This window comes from Vibrio sp. WZ-1 (assembly GCF_052037695.1).
In the GTDB taxonomy this organism is placed as follows: Bacteria; Pseudomonadota; Gammaproteobacteria; order Enterobacterales; family Vibrionaceae; genus Vibrio.
The window spans coordinates 1-18,191 of record NZ_JBQEQR010000062.1; the positions used below are offsets into that span (position 1 = coordinate 1).

9 protein-coding genes and 1 pseudogene are annotated in these 18,191 nt (G+C 44.7%); 5 read left to right on the forward strand and 5 right to left on the reverse strand.

Annotation, left to right across the window (positions count from 1 at the left end; all coding sequences use genetic code 11):
- Positions 1-199: 199 nt before the first annotated feature.
- Positions 200-1,165: an electron transfer flavoprotein subunit alpha/FixB family protein gene (locus ACTS60_RS06675; RefSeq protein ID WP_440887606.1), complete on the reverse strand. Its 966-nt coding sequence runs from the start codon at positions 1,163-1,165 to the stop codon at positions 200-202.
- An 11-nt stretch (positions 1,166-1,176) separates the two neighbouring features.
- Positions 1,177-1,926: an electron transfer flavoprotein subunit beta/FixA family protein gene (locus tag ACTS60_RS06680; protein ID WP_440887607.1), complete on the reverse strand. Its 750-nt coding sequence runs from the start codon at positions 1,924-1,926 to the stop codon at positions 1,177-1,179.
- A 268-nt stretch (positions 1,927-2,194) separates the two neighbouring features.
- On the opposite strand from ACTS60_RS06680, the gene ACTS60_RS06685 reads away from it, so the two are divergent.
- Entirely contained in the window at positions 2,195-3,856 is a 1,662-nt protein-coding gene (locus ACTS60_RS06685; protein ID WP_440887608.1) for a 4Fe-4S dicluster domain-containing protein, read from the forward strand.
- Positions 3,857-3,937: 81 nt separating this feature from the next.
- Here ACTS60_RS06685 and ACTS60_RS06690 read toward each other — a convergent pair whose 3' ends face one another.
- Positions 3,938-10,393: a VCBS domain-containing protein gene (locus ACTS60_RS06690; protein WP_440887609.1), complete on the reverse strand. Its 6,456-nt coding sequence runs from the start codon at positions 10,391-10,393 to the stop codon at positions 3,938-3,940.
- Between the two features lie 371 nt (positions 10,394-10,764).
- On the opposite strand from ACTS60_RS06690, the gene ACTS60_RS06695 reads away from it, so the two are divergent.
- The 3 genes from ACTS60_RS06695 to ACTS60_RS06705 all read left to right on the forward strand — a co-directional run bounded on the left by ACTS60_RS06695 (position 10,765) and on the right by ACTS60_RS06705 (position 14,711).
- The gene (locus tag ACTS60_RS06695; RefSeq protein WP_440887610.1) at positions 10,765-12,072 is read left to right on the forward strand and encodes a TolC family outer membrane protein; all 1,308 of its coding nucleotides are present in this window, start codon (positions 10,765-10,767) and stop codon (positions 12,070-12,072) included.
- Between the two features lie 5 nt (positions 12,073-12,077).
- Positions 12,078-12,695, forward strand: coding sequence for an OmpA family protein (locus ACTS60_RS06700; protein ID WP_440887611.1), 618 nt, complete (start codon positions 12,078-12,080; stop codon positions 12,693-12,695).
- Between the two features lie 357 nt (positions 12,696-13,052).
- Positions 13,053-14,711, forward strand: coding sequence for an ABC transporter substrate-binding protein (locus ACTS60_RS06705; protein ID WP_440887612.1), 1,659 nt, complete (start codon positions 13,053-13,055; stop codon positions 14,709-14,711).
- A gap of 181 nt (positions 14,712-14,892) precedes the next feature.
- Here the strand turns inward: ACTS60_RS06705 and ACTS60_RS06710 are convergent, their stop codons facing one another.
- A complete protein-coding gene (locus ACTS60_RS06710; RefSeq protein WP_440887613.1) occupies positions 14,893-16,308 on the reverse strand; it encodes an alpha/beta hydrolase domain-containing protein in 1,416 nt (471 codons plus the stop codon).
- A gap of 248 nt (positions 16,309-16,556) precedes the next feature.
- Positions 16,557-17,204 (reverse strand): glutathione S-transferase family protein, encoded by a 648-nt coding sequence (locus ACTS60_RS06715; RefSeq protein WP_228905822.1) that lies wholly within the window; start codon positions 17,202-17,204, stop codon positions 16,557-16,559.
- Between the two features lie 118 nt (positions 17,205-17,322).
- On the opposite strand from ACTS60_RS06715, the pseudogene ACTS60_RS06720 reads away from it, so the two are divergent.
- Positions 17,323-18,152: pseudogene (locus ACTS60_RS06720) on the forward strand (LysR family transcriptional regulator).
- Positions 18,153-18,191: the final 39 nt, after the last annotated feature.

An 18,191-nucleotide genomic window follows, 5' to 3' on the forward strand; every position in this document is an offset into this window, starting at 1 on the left:
CTAAGCGCGGCTAGGAATCTAATAACAGCGAACGCTGAAGATCTTTCATAGCAACAAACCAACCGAGCACTTTGACAATAGATTCTGAATCACGCTCGTTCCTCGCTGTTCAGAATGACGACTTAAAGTAGTGAGCAAGAAGGGATTCCCTGCTCGCTCATTCTTCGCTCTAGGGAACGGCGCCCGAAAAATACCGAACTTAAATCTTTTCCAACAACTCCGGCATAATCTCAAACAAATCACCAACCAAACCATAGTCTGCGACTTGGAAGATTGGCGCTTCAGGGTCACTGTTGATCGCCACAATCACCTTAGAATCTTTCATCCCTGCCAAATGCTGAATGGCTCCGGAGATACCCACGGCAATGTACAGCTGCGGCGCGACAATCTTACCCGTCTGCCCTACTTGCAAATCATTGGAGACAAAGCCTGCATCTACCGCAGCGCGTGACGCACCAATTGCACCACCAAGCTTGTCGGCAAGTTGTTCCACCAACGCGAAATTCTCTTTGCTGCCTAATCCACGACCTCCAGAGACCACAACGTTTGCCGCAGGTAGCTCTGGTCTTTCACTTTCCGCTTTTTGCTGTGAAACAAACTCACTGTGCTCTGCCTTAATTACCGTTTCTAACGTCACGACATTCTCGACTACTGGTGAGTCAGACACAGCAATTGCGTCAAACGCTGAACTTCGAATCGTCATCATTTTGGTTGTGTCGTCAGAACGAACTCTGGCTAACGCGTTACCTGCATAGATGGGACGAATAACCGTGTCCAACGATTCAATTGCAATCACATCTGACAGTTGCCCAACATCCAGTAATGCAGCGATACGGGGCATCAAGTTCTTACCAAAGGTACTCGCAGGGGCAAGGATATGTGAATAATCCCGACCAACTTCGGCAATCAAGGTAGACAGATTTTCTGCCAATAAATGCTGATATTCGACGGCATCAATCGAGATGATCTGCAAAATACCTTGCACGCACTTCAACTCATCTAACACTGAGCTACATTGATACCCAACCAACAAGGCGGTGACAGGCAAAGAGGCACCCTCCTGTTGAATCTGAGAAGCCGCGCTCAACGCACGTAATGTATCGATTGAAAGTGATTGATTATCGTGATCCACAACGACCAAGGTTGCTAACTGTTTGCTTTCCATGGTTATGCCTCCTAAATCACTTTCGCTTCGTTTCTGAGCTTGTCGACCAACTCGCTCACACTACCAACCATTTCACCCGCTTTACGTGGAGGTGGCGTCATGACTTCCAGCACTTGCTGAGAGCGTTCGACACTCACACCAAAGAAGTCTGGCGTCATTACCGATAGCGGCTTCTTCTTCGCTTTCATGATATTCGGTAGAGAGGCGTAACGCGGTTCATTCAAACGTAAATCCGTACTGATGATCGCAGGCAAATCCAGTTTGAGCGTCTCTAAGCCACCGTCGATTTCTCGCGTAACCAGAACCGTTTCCCCTTCTACTTTCACTTCCGATGCAAATGTCCCCTGTGGACGATTCGTCAGTGCTGCCAACATTTGCGCGACTTGGTTGTTATCCGTATCGATTGACTGTTTACCCAGAACCACCAATTTAGCCTGTTCTTGCTCCATCACCGCTTTGAGTAACTTCGCGACCGCAAGCGGTTCTGGTGACTGTTCAACATCAATATGAATCGCACGATCCGCACCTAATGCGAGCGCTGAGCGCAATTGTTCCTGACAACTGGTGTCACCAATCGACACCACCAACACCTCCTCTGCTACCCCAGCTTCTTTCAGGCGTACTGCCTCTTCCACCGCAATTTCACAGAATGGGTTCATCGTCATTTTCACGTTGTTGGTTTCCACGTCGGAACCATCAGATTTCACTCTTACTTTAACGTAGGGGTCAATTACACGTTTAATCGCAACCAGTACTTTCACATTCCCTCCTAGCAGATCGCAAAGCGATACGCATCCTTGCAATTGGGTCATGCGCGACAAAGATTTGTATAAATCTCAGGTTTTTGCTCGCAAAAATCACACTGTGACATTGTCACACAAAATCCTTATCACGCCCTATGACGTTACCATTTGAGCTTAGTTTAGTTTACGTTTACGTCAACTGGACTATAGTTCTTTATACGAGCACTGCGCAATAGAAGAAGCACCTGAAACACAAAGAAAGGTTTCGCATAAAGGAAGCAAGAAGATGGAAAGAGAATGCATGGAATTTGATGTGGTGATTGTCGGCGCCGGACCTGCAGGTTTGAGTGCAGCATGCCACTTAGCACAACTCAACCAAGACTGTGAAGGTGAGCCTCTGTCTATTTGTGTAGTAGAGAAAGGCTCAGAAGTTGGTGCACATATCTTATCTGGCGCGGTCTTCGAAACGCGTGCATTAGATGAACTCTTTCCTGATTGGCAGAGCATGGGCGCGCCTCTTTCCGCCGCTGTAAAAAACGATGCCTTCTTGTACCTAACGACAGAACTTAATCACGTTCGTGTTCCCCACTTTCTTACCCCTAACCCAATGCATAACGATGAAAGCAACTACGTCATCAGCTTGGCGAACTTGTGTCGTTGGTTAGCAGAACAAGCAGAATCACTTGGCGTCGAGGTCTATCCCGGTTTCGCCGCTTCCACGATTAACTACGATGCATTTGGCGCTGTTACAGGGGTAAACACCAGCGACATGGGCTTGGACAAGCAAGGAGAAGCCAAACCCAATTTTGAAGCCGGTATTGAGTTAAAAGCCAAATACACCGTATTCGCCGAAGGTTGCCGAGGTCATTTAGGTAAAGAGCTCATCCAACGATTTGGTTTAGACGATGATAAACAACCGCAACATTATGCGCTCGGGCTCAAAGAGATTTGGGAGTTACCTGCTGATGCCAAAGATCAATCAGGCAGCGTGATTCATTCTACAGGGTACCCACTGAGTGAATCCAACACCACTGGCGGCGGTTTCCTCTATCATATGGAGAATAACCAAATCGCCGTTGGGCTTATTGTCGACTTAAATTACAGCAATCCTTACTTAAGTCCGTTTGACGAATTTCAACGTTTTAAGCACCACCCTGCAATCGAACAGCATTTGAAAGGCGCTCAACGCATCGCTTACGGTGCAAGAGCCATTGCGAAAGGTGGACTGTCTTCTCTGCCGCGACAGCAATTCCCCGGCGGTTTATTGATTGGTTGTGATGCAGGTACCTTAAACGTCGCTAAGATCAAAGGCAGTCATACTGCGATGAAATCCGGTTTGTTAGCGGCAGAAGCCATTACCGAAGCATTCACACAATCAAATTCGGAGCCGGATTACCAAACCAAATTTGAAGATTCATGGCTGTATGAAGAACTCAGCGACACACGCAATTTTAGTGCGAACATTCATAAGTTCGGCAGTCTGCTAGGTGGCGCGCTTTCCACCTTCGAACACAATCTATGGTTACCTCTGGTTAAGAAACCAATACCGTGGACAATCACAGACCCTTCACTCGATCATGAACAACTGAAATCAATTGACGAGTGCCAACCCATTGAATACGTGAAGCCTGATGGCGTGATCAGTTTCGATAAGGCCTCATCGGTGTTTTTGTCCGGAACACAGCACGAGGAGAATCAGCCGTGCCACTTACACCTTGCCTATCCTCATATTCCGATTCAAGTACATTTGAAGAAGTTTGACGAGCCGAGTCAGCGCTACTGCCCTGCTGGCGTGTATGAAGTGGTGGAAGTCGAAGGCGAACGAATATTCCAAATTAACGCTGCAAACTGTATACATTGCAAAACCTGTGACATCAAAGATCCATCACAGAACATCACTTGGAAGGCACCAGAAGGTGGCGGCGGACCGAGTTATCAGAATATGTAGTTAGATTAACCAAAATAAAACGGCATCTGAATAGTTCAGATGCCGCTTAACATTAATGGTTATCTTGCCAAAGATAAATTATTAGTCCGTTGTAAACACGTGATGTTGGAACAACTGGTCAACAATTTCATGCGAGGTCGCTGATGCGCCCAGTTCTAGACCAGACATATCAAAATTCTCCAATGCAACCGATGTAGACTGACCTGTATCGTTAGTAATTGTTAGATTAAGGATATCCTGTTCACCATCAAAACTAGCACTAACATGTTCCAGTAAGGCTTCCATACCAGCCATATCATCTGCTGGCGAAACAATATCACTCAAATCTAACTTATCTTCAGCTAGGTTGAAGTCTTTGATCACATCCATAGATGGGTCAGAACTTAAAGACTCATTGGTGAAAGTAAACGTATCGCTCCCCTCACCTCCCGTTAGGATATCATTCCCTAAACCTCCGATGAGAATATCATTACCAAGACCACCCACTAGGATGTCATCGCCTGCAGCGCCATTTAAGGTATCCGCACCGTCTTGCCCCAGCATGATATCAATAGTCTCACTACCATCAAGCAAGTTGGCCAGGTCATTACCCATGACAGCATGACGCTCAGTAGAAGCGACGTCTGCACCTGATTCACTAAGTGTTAGAGTAAAGACGTTGTCACTCACCCCGCCTCTTCCGTCTGACACTTTAAAGAGAAAGCTAAGATCAACTTGTTGGCTACCTTCTAAGGTAACGCTATCACTTTGTGTAAAGCTGTAACTGCCGTTTGACTCGACCTCTAACAAGCCAAATGCCGTTTCAACATGTAAGCTCCCATCTACTTGACTCGTCGAAGAAACAAGGTCTTGGTCGACGGTGACATCATGCAAATCCGCACTCAAAAGAGTAAAATCCCCATCAGCCAAAGATACTGTCATGATGTCGCCATCTTCATCTTGGCTTCCTGAAAGCAACTCACCAGCAATTGGTTCAGGAGAAAATTGATTTAGGAACTGGCCCAATTCTTCGCCAGAGTCGATAAATACAACTTTGTCGCTCAACTCTTCCAGCGCTTGTGCTGCACTTTCATTATCTGACGTTGCAATACCAATACCATATACTTTGGCATCATGCGTTTGCTTATAGTCTTCCCATCGTTCATTCAAATCCGCAGCTGCTACTTCACCTTCTTTAGGGTTTGGTGCACCGTCAGAGATAAAGAATATGGTCTCTTTACTTTCGATTGGCTGTTCTTTCAAGAACAGATCCCAATCAAAATTACCGTTTTCATCTAAGCCATCTTGCCAAGGGAATTGAGTTCCTATTTCATTGGGGGCCATGACGGCTTCTAGTGCCTTGCTGTAGTCTGTGTTCGTACCATGATCAATGTCACACCATTGACTCACGTAAGAGGCAACTTCGCTGAGATATTCAGGATCATTGGAATCACGTCCATTCAGCAAAGGCGGACGGCTCATTTCCTCTACTTGATCTAAAGTTAACCAGCTCTGTGTAGACGTATCGCCATCAAAACGAACCAAGCGAATGAAAGTATTAGATTGACCGCCTTCCTCAATCATGTTTTCAACCATAGAATGCAGAGCCTCTGCTGCTTTATAAGCTCTTGATTCGCTCTTTTCTGCAGTTGCTTCACTACCAACGGTGTTTTGTCCATCAAAGGTACGAGTCATACTGTTTGATTCATCAAACACAACCGTCACTTTGTTAATCGGCAAGTCTTCCATTTCAGCAAAGCCATGTACTGGCGATGAAGTAGGCGCATGGTTTTCAGTTACGTTTAGAGTAACCTGAGTTGTATCTTTGTCCGTCCCATCCGTCGCCGTGACTTCTAATTGATAGCTATCCTTAACAGAGTGATCTAGCTTAATGCCGTCTTTAAGCCAAATCTCACCGCTATTTGAATCTACGCGGAATAAATTCGCATCACCGCCACTTAGCTCGTATTTAATAGTGTCAACACCATCAGGGTCGAAAGCTTTAACTTGCCCCACAAGCAATCCAGCTTCCTGCTCTGCAACGTTAAAGGTTGCATTATCTGCAGTTGGCATACCGCTGACATCGGTTCCGTGAGTCTGATCTGCATCAGTATTGCTAATAAACTCAGGAGCGCGATCTCGAATATCGATAGTCACTTCACCAGTGGCGGTATCGCCATCCGCGTCGATAACGGTTACATCAAATTTTTCTTGTTGATGGCCAACAACATTCGTCGCTTTATAATCATAGCGACCATTCTCAAAGTTAATGGTTAACGTGCCGTGCTCGGTGTCGATCTCTGCCAACGAGTAAGAAGAAATAACCGTTCCATCACTCTTACTAACAGTACCTTCCACTTTATTATATTGGTAGGTTTCACCATCCACCTCTATTTGATCGACCCATTGGCTATCGCCACTAATATCATCTAAAAGGTTACTTTGAAGCTGACCTGATACTGTTTTATTCAGGAGCCCCTCTATTTGAGAGTCATCAGTCACCACTAGTGCTGAGCCTTTATCGGTTGCCACTGGCTCTAGATATTTCATATCCGCACCAGCACCAATACCAATTGACCAAATGTTCTCTAAAGACGCACCACTCGAACCGATACTGCGCTCCATCGCATTTTCAAGAATGATATTTTGCTCAGCTTCTGTCGGTTGATCCCAACCATTAACTAAGTACTCGTAACGCTGCTCACTTTCAAAATCGTCTGCTGTAGACCACTTCATTAAGCTCTCGCGTAACTCTGTATATGCAGGATCTGACGTCTTTGTCCATGAGTTGAAGTCGCTTGGCGCACCATCCGAAATAAAGTAAAGCTGATGATTGCTAGTGTCATCTGTTTCTTGACTAAGGTCAGTTAAGGCAGCATTTACTTGGTCAATCGCTTGGCTATATGGCGTCCAGCCACCACGACCAATTGAATCCAAGTAAGCATCAATATCATCCACAGATTCCAGCCATTCAGACGTTTGACCATCTGGATAACCTGAGTGCGTCGCAATCTTAAATCGAACGTCACCAAGATCATCATACTTTTCAAACATGGTCTTAATTGCACTGCGTGCTAGGTCCCAGCGGGTAACTTCAACGCCTTGCTCGTTTTTAACCATGTCATCCCACATTGAACCCGATGCATCTAACGCGATAACAACACTGTTGTTTTGTGGGTCAACATCCATGATTTCATGGTGCTCTGAATTAACTGAAGGTAAAGAGTCAACAACGCCAAGGTGCATGGTCGCATTTTCAACTCGACCACCTGCATCCACTTGAATGTTGACAGGGATATCTAACGTATCAGCACCTGGCTTTGAATGATCTACTGGCTCATATTGTTCGACGGTATAATGGCCAGTTTTCCCATCAATGCTCGCTTCAATGACTTTGACCTTATCATCACCTGAGCCAACATATCCGGTTAAAGTACCGCGATCGTCACTCACTTCAAACACGACTGGCTTACCTTCACTGGTAACGTTCTCCAGATTCTGTTCAGAATCAAATCGGAACTCAGCATCTGATGCAGAACCAAGGTTGGCAACTAAATCACCTTCAGCATGTACGCCAGAATTCGCACCAACTGCAGACTCATCGAGCATGATATGCGAATCATCCAATGAAATAGGCTCACCGACCACATGGACTGTCACTTCTGCTTCATCAGTTAGGCCATCCGCATCTTTAATGACGTATTTAAATGAGTATTCCTTTATTTCCCCAGTTTTAATCGTGCGCTGATCTTCTGGCAATGACTCAAGATACTTGGCTGCATCAAACACCAATTTGCCATCTACTAGGTTTAGATAATCTGTTTGTGGGTAGTCGATAATGGTCAGTTCGTCACCGTCTGGATCGCTATCATTCGCTAACACATCCAACTCTAGAATACCTGCTCCTGTTGTTTGATAGTCGTCATCAAAGCTCGTCAAGTCGGCGGAAACTTGCGTTACAAAGTACTCCGATCCTTTAGGATCAACCACACCATCTTTGTAACCCACTGCTGACATTTCAATGCTATCGAAATATCGACCGTCCGCATCAATACTTACAACTTGCTTACCATTGCCAGTACCTACAAATACACCCGAAGCGACAACCTCACCTTTGTAGTAAGCCTTCCAAACACCGCGCTCAACTCCAGGCTCCCAAGAGCTCCAAAGATTGTTAACTTGTACTTCAGCATGATCTGCGACTTGTCCATCAGCGAAAGTGAAACGCATAGCCTCACTGTGTGAAGTGGCATCATCGAACCCAATTTGACCGTCTTTTACCTGATCCGTACCGCCATCTAAGGAGGAGCTAACCCCAAACTTATGCGTACCACCGTCACCGGTGTAATCCGCCTTGTTAGCGTCACCGATTTTGTTACCAGTGTTGGTATCAACGATGTAGTAATCCACACTAATATCGGCACTGTCGTCCCAGTTCGTGTGATCTAAAACCTTAGTCTCTTTCTCAATACCCTTGTCATCTTCAGCGATTGGAGCTTCGTTAATGTCATTTATCACGACATTGACGTTGGCCGTATCCTTCGCTCCAGACTGGTCTTGAGCTTCTACCAATAGTTGGTAGCTATCCAACGTTTCATAATCAAAGACTACGCCGCTTTTAACGCTGATCTCACCTGTATGACTGTTTATTTCAAAAAGGTCAGTATGGTTGGTTAACTGATAAGTTACATTGCTACCTTTATCGACATCAAATGCCTCAACCTGCCCAATTACGCCAGCAACAGCATTCTCATTAATGCTAAATTGGTAACTATCGGTATCGGCTTTACCGTCTTCATCTAGGCCGTGGCTATCATTTGTTCCACTAATAAATTCCGGAGCATCGTTGTTACCAGTAATAGTCACAACCACCTCATGAGTCGTGCCATCTGCAGATGTTACTGTCATGGTGCGGATCACCGGATCGCTATCGGCGTCTAACGCTTGCACGTCTGGATGATTATTGTTCAGCTCATAGGTCCAGTTACCCTGCTCATCGATAGAGAAAGTACCCCAGTTGCCGTCCTGAACGTCTGTTTGCGGTTGGAAGACCGCCTCACCTGCATCAGGGTCATCCACGTTTAAGTTGCCGCCAGTGGTCAGCGTTACGTCTTCTTGCACTGCGCCCGCGTCATCACCCGGTTGGTCTGGTGTGATGATCGCTTTGTCATCTGAGCCCGTGATCGTCACCACCACGTCATGAGTCGTGCCGTCCGCCGATGTTACTGTCATGGTGCGGATCACCGGATCGCTATCGGCATCTAACGCTTGCACGTCTGGGTGGCCGTTGTTCAGCTTATATGTCCAGTTACCATCGGCATCGATAGAGAAGGTACCCCAATTACCATCTTGAACGTCGGTTTGAGGTTGGAAGACCGCCTCGCCTGCATCAGGGTCGTCCACGTTTAAGTTGCCGCCAGTGGTCAGCGTTACGTCTTCTTGCACCGCGCCTTTATCATCACCCGGTTGATCTGGTGTGATGATCGCTTTGTCATCAGAACCCGTAATGGTGACTACAACATCATGAGTGGTGCCATCCGCAGATGTCACTGTCATGGTACGAATAACTGGATCGCTATCGGCATCTAACGCTTGCACGTCTGGGTGGCTGTTGTTCAGCTCATAGGTCCAGTTACCATCGGCATCGATAGAGAAAGTACCCCAGTTGCCATCTTGAACGTCTGTCTGTGGTTGGAAGACCGCTTCACCTGCATCAGGGTCAGCCACGTTTAAGTTGCCGCCAGTGGTTAGCGTTACGTCTTCTTGCACCGCGCCCGCGTCATCACCCGGTTGATCTGGTGTGATGACCGCTTTGTCGTCTGAGCCAGTAATAGTGACTACAACGTCATGAGTGGTGCCGTCCGCCGACGTCACTGTCATGGTACGAATAACTGGATCGCTATCGGCATCTAGCGCTTGCACGTCTGGGTGGCTGTTGTTCAGCTCATAGGTCCAGTTACCATCAGCATCGATAGAGAAGGTACCCCAATTGCCATCTTGAACGTCGGTTTGAGGTTGGAAGACCGCTTCGCCTGCATCAGGATCAGCCACGTTTAAGTTACCGCTCGTGGTCAGCGTTACGTCTTCTTGCACCGCGCCCGCGTCGTCACCATCAATTAACGCCGTGGAGTTACTACTATCTATTTCAGAAGAATGGAGCACCTCAGGTAAATCTTTGGTATCACTCTGCTCACTGTCTAAACCTGAAGTTTCAAAAAACGTACTTGCCAGAAGTTCAGCTCCTGAACGTTCAATCGTTCCGGAAGCCGTTAAACTAGAACCTAATTGCTCACCTGCAGCTGTGGCATATTCCTCTCCTAACTCTGTCGGGTCATCGCCTTGCGCAATAGCTTTAACAATGTCCTTCACTTCAGGAGGTATATCTGAGTTTGTATCACCACGTTCTACTGAAGTGTTTAGAGCTAGAGAGTCACTTTTCATCGTCTCTACGACAATCTCACCCGGAAGCAAGTTATCCTTAGATTCAACTACTCTAATGTGACCATCTTTACCGATTACAACATACTTATCTGTAGTTGAGCTTGACTTTCCAACCAAAATTATTACCCCATTTAGCAGATGAAATAATCCCTTCCCCCTCGATGAATTCAGGAAATGAGAATTACTTCAGGCAGTGATACATATAGGTGATAATTTATCATTAATTGCCCAACGTAAAACATGCACTTTTCAGCCAATAAGTTTCATGTTTTAAAGTTGTTTTATTTTGCTCCATAAAGACATATGTTATGCGGCTTATTTTTGAGGACTTTGTTCCGACAATTACATTTTTTGACAGATGATGGCTTAAATTTACCAAGTCAGATCTTATACAAACGTTTTCTTTAATATATTCAGTTCTTACAGTTTCAATATTGAGACATAAATTAAAGATAATTAGCGTTGCGAATTATTTGGGGAGACTTCCTTTGAAGCTTAGTAGTATTAGTCTTGTGTGTTTTGGTTTGTTAATACCCCTTCACTCAAGTGCACAGACATTAGAGCAGGCTGTAGCAATTACATTTGCAACCAACCCAGAGATTAAGAGTGCGTTCAATGAATATATGAGCAAACGCTACATCATTGACCAATCAAGTGGCGCGTATAAACCGACTATCGATTTAGACGCTGGTATCGGTTATGAAGGTATAGACTCTGCGAACTCTTCAGATAGAACAGATATGACCCGTAAAGACGCCACAATTACATTTAACCAACTGATTTGGGATGGTTCAAAGACCCTATACGATATAGATCGTACATCAGCAGATGCAGAATCGGTGCGTTATCAATTGCTGGCTGATGCTCAAAATGTTGCTCTACAAGTTGCTAAAGCGTATCTGGACGTAATTGAGGCACAGGAATTTATTACGCTTTCTGAAAGCAACCTAAATACGCACGAACGTATTTATACTGATATCAAAAAACGTACAGAGTCGGGAATTGGATCAATTGCCGACCTGACACAAGTTGAAGGGCGTCTAGCGAAGGCGCACAGCAATTTGCTAGCGGCACAAAACAACTATAAAGATGCGCAAACCACATTTATTCGATTAGTGGGCGAAACCCCTCAGGATCTGATCTTTCCACGCGCAGACCAAAACTTTATCCCAAGCAGCTTAGATGAGGCTAAAAATCAAGCTTTTGAAAACCATCCCGTTATCAAAATAGCATTAGCTGATGTCGATTCTGCAAGATTCCAATACCAGCAAGCAGACGCTAACTACTTCCCAGTGGTTTCTGTTGAAGCAGCACAAAGTTGGCGTGATGATGCTGGAGGTGTTGAAGGTAGCAGCTCTGAAACCACTGCAATGCTTCGTCTCCGTTACAACCTCTACAATGGTGGCAGAGATTCTGCAAACACAGACAGTATGGCCTACCAACTCAACAAAGCGAAAGATCTACGTGAGCGCGCCTACCGAAGTGTTGAACAAGAACTAGGCCTATCGTGGAGTGCTCTAGAGCTGACTGGTAAGCAAAAAACCTTCCTAAGTCAGCATGTTGACTTCATGTCAGACACTGTTATTGCTTACCAAAAACAATACCGCATCGGTAAACGTACATTGCTGGATTTGCTCAATACTGAAAATGAGTTATTTGAATCACGAAAAAGTTACCTCGATACTCAGTTCGCTCAACAATACGCTAAATACCGAACTCTAACTTCTACAGGAAAATTACTTGATGCATTACGCGTCGATATTCCTCAAGAATGGACTCAGCCAGTAGAGTACTAAAAACCATGAAAAACAATACCTTAATATTTCTAGCTTTAACTACAATGAGCCTACATAACGCATTTGCAATGGATCAGTTCGATTACATTCCAACTCCAGAGGCCACTCAAGTCGCAGACCTGCAAGACTTGGACAATGATGGCGTAATCAATGCTCGCGATCTGTGTACAAATACCCCGCTTGGTGCCGAAGTAGATAATGATGGCTGCGAAACCTACCTAAACAAAGAAGAACAGTATCAACTTAAGATCTTGTTTGCTAATGATTCAGATAGCATTAATCCAGTATTCCAACAAAAGATTACTGAATTGGCCACATTTCTTAAGAAGTACCCTACGACCTCTATCGAGATACAAGGTTATGCAAGTAAAGTTGGCACCGCTGCCTATAATCTTGATTTATCACGTCGCCGCGCGAGCAATGTACGTAATCTATTAATTAAACAGGGTATTTCAGAGAAAAGGCTAACTATTGTAGGCTTTGGTGATACCCATTTAGTCAAATTAGGCACGGATGATGTAAGCCACGCTTTAAACCGTCGAGTAACCGCTACCGTTATTGGGCATAAAGGTATGGTTAAAGATGAGTGGACTATATTTACTACTTTTCCAAAAGTAGACTAACACCCCAGCCCCTAGTTAATTTTAAGTAATTACTAGGGGCATTTCTCTCCTTCGTATTCAGCGATAAAAAATCAAACCTGAACAAACTTTACTCACCAACGACTTTTTAGATAGAAACCAGAAACTGATAACTAATATACTTATAACTAAGAAAACATAATTATCTTAATAAATTAAGTAAAAACATAAGCCGTTTTAAAAAAATAGTAGTAATATCTTTATCTAAAACAGAAATGATACTTTTTAAGCGAATATAGCATGACTATTTCAAGCCAACTTTAAGGCTATTCCTTATATTAGGTTTTAAAAAACTAAGTATCCCCTCTTTATCTATTATACAAGCCGTGGCATAGCAAAATGACCGAAACATGTCTTCGTAGATTGAGTCAGCTACTAAATCATTACAATCACTCTCAGCTGCACCAAGTTAGCTTAGATGATTTGGAAGCCGTCTTTGCTACCTCCAGACGTAATACTTCCAACATCCTCAAGATGCTAGATAACTATGGTTGGATAAGATGGATACCAGGCCGAGGTCGTGGTAAAGCCAGCACTCTCAAAGTAATGATCTCAATGCATCAAGCCCTGTATCGAACTATCCACCATGAAATTAGTAGCGGTAACTTCGATGCTATTCCAAAATACCTAGAGACGTATAAAACGGTTGCAGCAAGTGCACTTAGCCAAGCAATGGCAGAAGCCGCACAAGAAAATCAAGACGCAAATTCTCTTATCATAAGCCAATATCCTTGGGTTAATGAACTCAACCCATCTGTGACGTATCGCTTTTCAGAGCTCCAAGTCATACGAAGTATTTATGATACCCTGTTCACTATTGACTCGAATGGTCAATTAAGCCCCCACTTAGCCTGTGACTACCAAACTGACGGGAAATTTATCTATATTTGGCTTCGCCCGGATATCCGAAGCCATGATGGCCTCATGCTAGAAGCTCAAGATGTCATCATTGCACTAGAGCAGTTGGTAGCAACAGATGGCCCTGTAAAAAGATTGTTTCAACAAGTCGTAAAAGTCAGCTTTGATGACACACGACAAGCTATCTGTATCGAGCTTATTCAGGAGAACCCATTATTCATATACTGCCTCGCTACAGCTAACGCATCTATCGTATCAAGACGCCATAAAGCCTTTAGTAATCAGAGGAGTGTGGCAATTGGAACAGGCCCATTTAAGTTAGAGTACTGGGAAGAAGATAAGATAGTGATGAAAAAACACCATCATTACTTCGCTAAAAAAGCACTGTTAGACCAAATCACCCTCTCCCACCAAGGCGAGGAGCTCGATAAGCATCTCTGTTATAACCAAGACACCGATGATAATGAAAGCTATACGATCCAAGCTTTTTCCTATTTGGCACATAACCGCCGTCCCAGCAGTTCAATTAGCGATCAAACGTGGCAAAGCTTGTTTAAGTTTCTGGAGAGTCGTCGATTTGAGTTCGCAGCCCATAGTGACTTGGATGTAATGGATCTGATTGGGGCATCGGAATCAGTGAGCGATGTACCAAAGCTTACAGGCACTATTGTCTTGACACATCCCAAATGGACCATCAAATACCTAGAGAGAATGAGCGAGTGGCTTATCGCTTTGATTAGTCAAACAGGCCTGAAAGTAGAGCTAGTAGAATTATCTGATGCTAGTAAACCCCAACTCGTAAAAGAACAAGCGGATCTGCTACTTGTCGAAGACCTTATTGAGCCACCATTACAATACGGTGCATACGAGTGGTTGCTTACGGGGACCGGCATTCGTTTCATCTTTGACACAGGTGAGTTTGATCACCACGTCGACGCTGTACACGACGCGATTGCTCAAGGCAGACCTAAGGAACGCTTAATAGAAGTACTCGCCACATTAAGGCATAGCTCAAGCATCTTGCCGCTCTTCTGGGGACAAGAACAAGTCACCTGTAAAAAAGGAGTCTCTGGTATACAAATACGTAAGTCTGGATACAGTGACTTCTACAAGCTAAGGATGAGTCCCTCAGATATTTAACCTACTGATCACCAGTTTATATTTCTATTATCTTGGGATATCAAGATACTCTTAAAAACATATAAAACGACGAGCGTGATACTGTTTAAGTATCACGCTCGCAACGGTGAAGTGAAGAGTGCATCTATGCATTACAACACCCTTGAAGCTATGAGATATCATATCGCCTTCTTACTTGAACCTAAGGCTCCCATATTGGCAATTGCAATGCCTCAGCCTGCTCTATGAGCATTAATCCATCTTCAACCAAAAGATAACGTTCAAAAATTAGCGACCATACCGATAAAACCACTCTTTGCACATATGCTTGCTTAGTTGGATAGAGCGCAAGCAGTGTCTCGTCGTCATATTCTAAAAATGTCCCACCATTTGCGAAGAATATCCCTGGGCCTCCAGCGTAGTCATAATCAATACCGCCATAGACGCCAAGTGGAGCACCCAGCATAGACGAGAGTGGGCTTTGCTTCGAACTAGGCATATGAGGAAGACGTATCCCGCCTTCGGCGAAGCCATCTCTATTCGAATCGGTGATGTATGCCTGACCTCCACTCCAACTCAATAGAGAGTCATCCCCTCTTAGATCCAAGAAAGAAACAAAAGTCTGGGGATCAGGCTTTGAGAAAAGCGTACGACTTTTTGGTGTTGATACGTCATATTTCACTTTCAAATACAGATTCCAAAACGCGGCTCTAACGGAAGGTGCGACAGAAACTGGATTTTGCTTAAAGTTGAACCCTAAACCACCAAACAACAGTTCAAATGGCAGAAATTGCTTATCAATATGAGCCAGGCCAGCGTACTCATAAACACTTAAGTTCGACGTTGAGTTTCTTAACTTGCCATCTCCACGAGCAAGCTCTGTTTCACTTTGTGTATTGTAAGCGACAGTCGGGACATGTTTCGTGGGTGCTTTTGAGCAAGGAGTATATCGCCAAGGAAACTCGTCATTGATTAACTGACGACAAATGCCACCAGCGACACCAAGGAACAAGCCATCAAAGGCGGGATTCTCTATGCTCCCATTGAGCTCTTCCGTTAGCATGGTCGCCAGCAACTTACCAGTTTGCGACCAACCGAAACCAATCGTTTGTTTTATTTCACAGTCAGTTTCGAGCTGCAACATGGCAAGGACCTCATTCGTTTTTAAAAAATGAGCAAACTGTCGCAAGATGCTATAACCATCCGTCCCCTTAACGATCGTTCCACTCGTTTGGTCTACCACGTTTTTATCCCAAATAACGCTCGCATAAATAAAACTATTCTCACCTCTCCCCGAAATGAAGCTTTCTCCGAGTATTATTTGTCCAATATTTAGCGTGATGTAACCAAGTGGTGTGGGTGGGAATTCAAAAAGTACGCTGTTTACAACATCAACAATCGCAACCTGATTACAGCTTTGCTTCGGAATCATTAAAGAAACAGGGACACTAAACGGTGAGCTTGTTTGGCTAGGCTCTTCAACCTCCCCCGCAAACATAGCGGAAATCACATAATACGGTTTATTCCCTATGTCTTGCTCTTGTATGTCCACATCATTTAGCGTCGAAGCATGCGCCATGGATTGAATCATCAATAACAATCCAATAGCGATGTTCATAAAAGTAAGTCGTCGCATACCAATCCTCCATCGAAGTAGATTTACTTTCGTTGACGTATCTATATTTTTATTTTTAACAACAAGATACGCCCAACCACCTCGGGATTGTGCTTATTACTCGGGATGCCACTTTTATGCCTGACATCTCTAATGATAGCTTGTTTCTGCAACAGCCATGCGAGTTCTGAAGCCACAAAACAATGTGGCTTCAATGCCCATATCAACTAACTACTTCTCACACACGATTTTTAGACCTCTACCCCTGCTTCATCTTCTTCTACGATATCCGTTTCTTGGCTCGCCTCTTCCAACCATTGCTGTAAAGATTCACTTGCTAGTACCTTCTGTTGGTAGGCTTTGGCACCTTCCGATAACTCGATACCGTAAGTTTGGAAACGTAATGCCACCGGAGCATACATGGCATCTACAATCGACCACTCTCCAAATAGCCAACCGTTTGGATGCAGCTCTGATTGCTCTGCCCAAATGGCATCAATACGAGCAATATCTTTACGTGCACCCTCCGTTAAATCGACTTTTCTGCGGGCGCGGATGTTCATTGGGAGTTCGTTTCTTAAATCAAAGAAACCCGAGTGCATTTCGGCGGCGATAGCGCGGGCTTTAGCTCGTTCTGCGGAGTTGCTTGGCCATGCTTGGCCTTGTAAGTATTGCTCGTTAACGTATTCCAAAATCGCTAATGAATCCCACACTGTTGCATCGCCATCCACCAAGGTCGGTACTTTCGCCGTTGGTGTAATACCTTCCAAGGTCTTGTAAAAATCTTCCGTGAACAACTTCAGCTTGGTGACTTCCACATTCAATTTGAATTGAGAAAAGATCAGCCATGCACGCAGTGACCAGCTTGAGTAGTTTTGGTTAGCAATAAACAGTTTCATGACGCCTCCATGCGGTTCGTGTTTTGAGTACCCATTCACAATATCTGATTGTGTTTAAGGGGACTAACGGATAGTTTTGATGGAACACTTCAACAAAAACGATGGATGAGTTTTAGATATGGATATCGATGCGTTACGCAGCTTTCTTGCTTTTGTAGAAACGGGAAGTTTCACTCGTGCAGCCAAGCAGATCAATCGCACCCAATCAGCGTTTAGTGCACAAATGCGTAAGCTGGAAGACGAACTCAGCGTCAGTTTGTTTGAAAAAGAAGGTCGTAACCTTGTCTTAAGTGAAGCGGGACTGGCACTTCGCTCTCATGCAGAGCAACTAGTCAGCTTACACAATCAAGCGCTGAAACAAGTGAAACGTTATGAAAACAAGCGCCCTCTTCGCTTAGGTTGCCCAGAAGATTACAACGACAATATCCTGCCTAAAGTCATCCGCGTATTGCAGCAATCTGAACCCACATGTTCTATTCAAGTCTTCAGTGAGCCAAGCATCACCTTGAGAGAAAACTCGATGAAGGAAAGCTAGACGCGGCGATTGTGACAAGAGCACCGGACAGTGAAGAAGGTTACTGGCTAGCAAGCGACAAAGGCGTGTGGATTGCTCACCCTGATTTTGACATCGAGAGCGTCCAACCTCTCCCTCTCGCCCTTTTCCAAACCGACTGCAAATACCATGCGGCAGCGGTAGACGGATTGACCAAGCGCGGCATACCCTATCAACTAATGGCGTGTTGCAATACGGCATCTGCACAGAGAGCAATTGTACGTTCGGGCATGGCGATAGGTGCAATGGGCAGTATTAGCGTTACAAACGATCTTAAGATCTTAGACGATATGCCATCGCTGCCTTCCGTGGATATTGTTCTGGTCACGGGCGTCGAGCCTCATCCAATACTAGATAAAGAATGCTTGGCGCAGTTGGTTGAGTTAATGGCTTGAGCTTTTAATAATACCTGTTCCGTTAATTAGATGTTCAAA

What these genes read in the sequence shown, in the direction of transcription:
- ACTS60_RS06705 (WP_440887612.1), top strand. Translation starts at nt 13,053, where the DNA reads ATGACCGAAACATGTCTTCGTAGATTGAGTCAGCTACTAAATCATTAC.
- ACTS60_RS06715 (WP_228905822.1), bottom strand. Translation starts at nt 17,204, where the DNA reads ATGAAACTGTTTATTGCTAACCAAAACTACTCAAGCTGGTCACTGCGT.
- ACTS60_RS06685 (WP_440887608.1), top strand. Translation starts at nt 2,195, where the DNA reads ATGGAAAGAGAATGCATGGAATTTGATGTGGTGATTGTCGGCGCCGGA.
- ACTS60_RS06710 (WP_440887613.1), bottom strand. Translation starts at nt 16,308, where the DNA reads ATGAACATCGCTATTGGATTGTTATTGATGATTCAATCCATGGCGCAT.
- ACTS60_RS06700 (WP_440887611.1), top strand. Translation starts at nt 12,078, where the DNA reads ATGAAAAACAATACCTTAATATTTCTAGCTTTAACTACAATGAGCCTA.
- ACTS60_RS06675 (WP_440887606.1), bottom strand. Translation starts at nt 1,165, where the DNA reads ATGGAAAGCAAACAGTTAGCAACCTTGGTCGTTGTGGATCACGATAAT.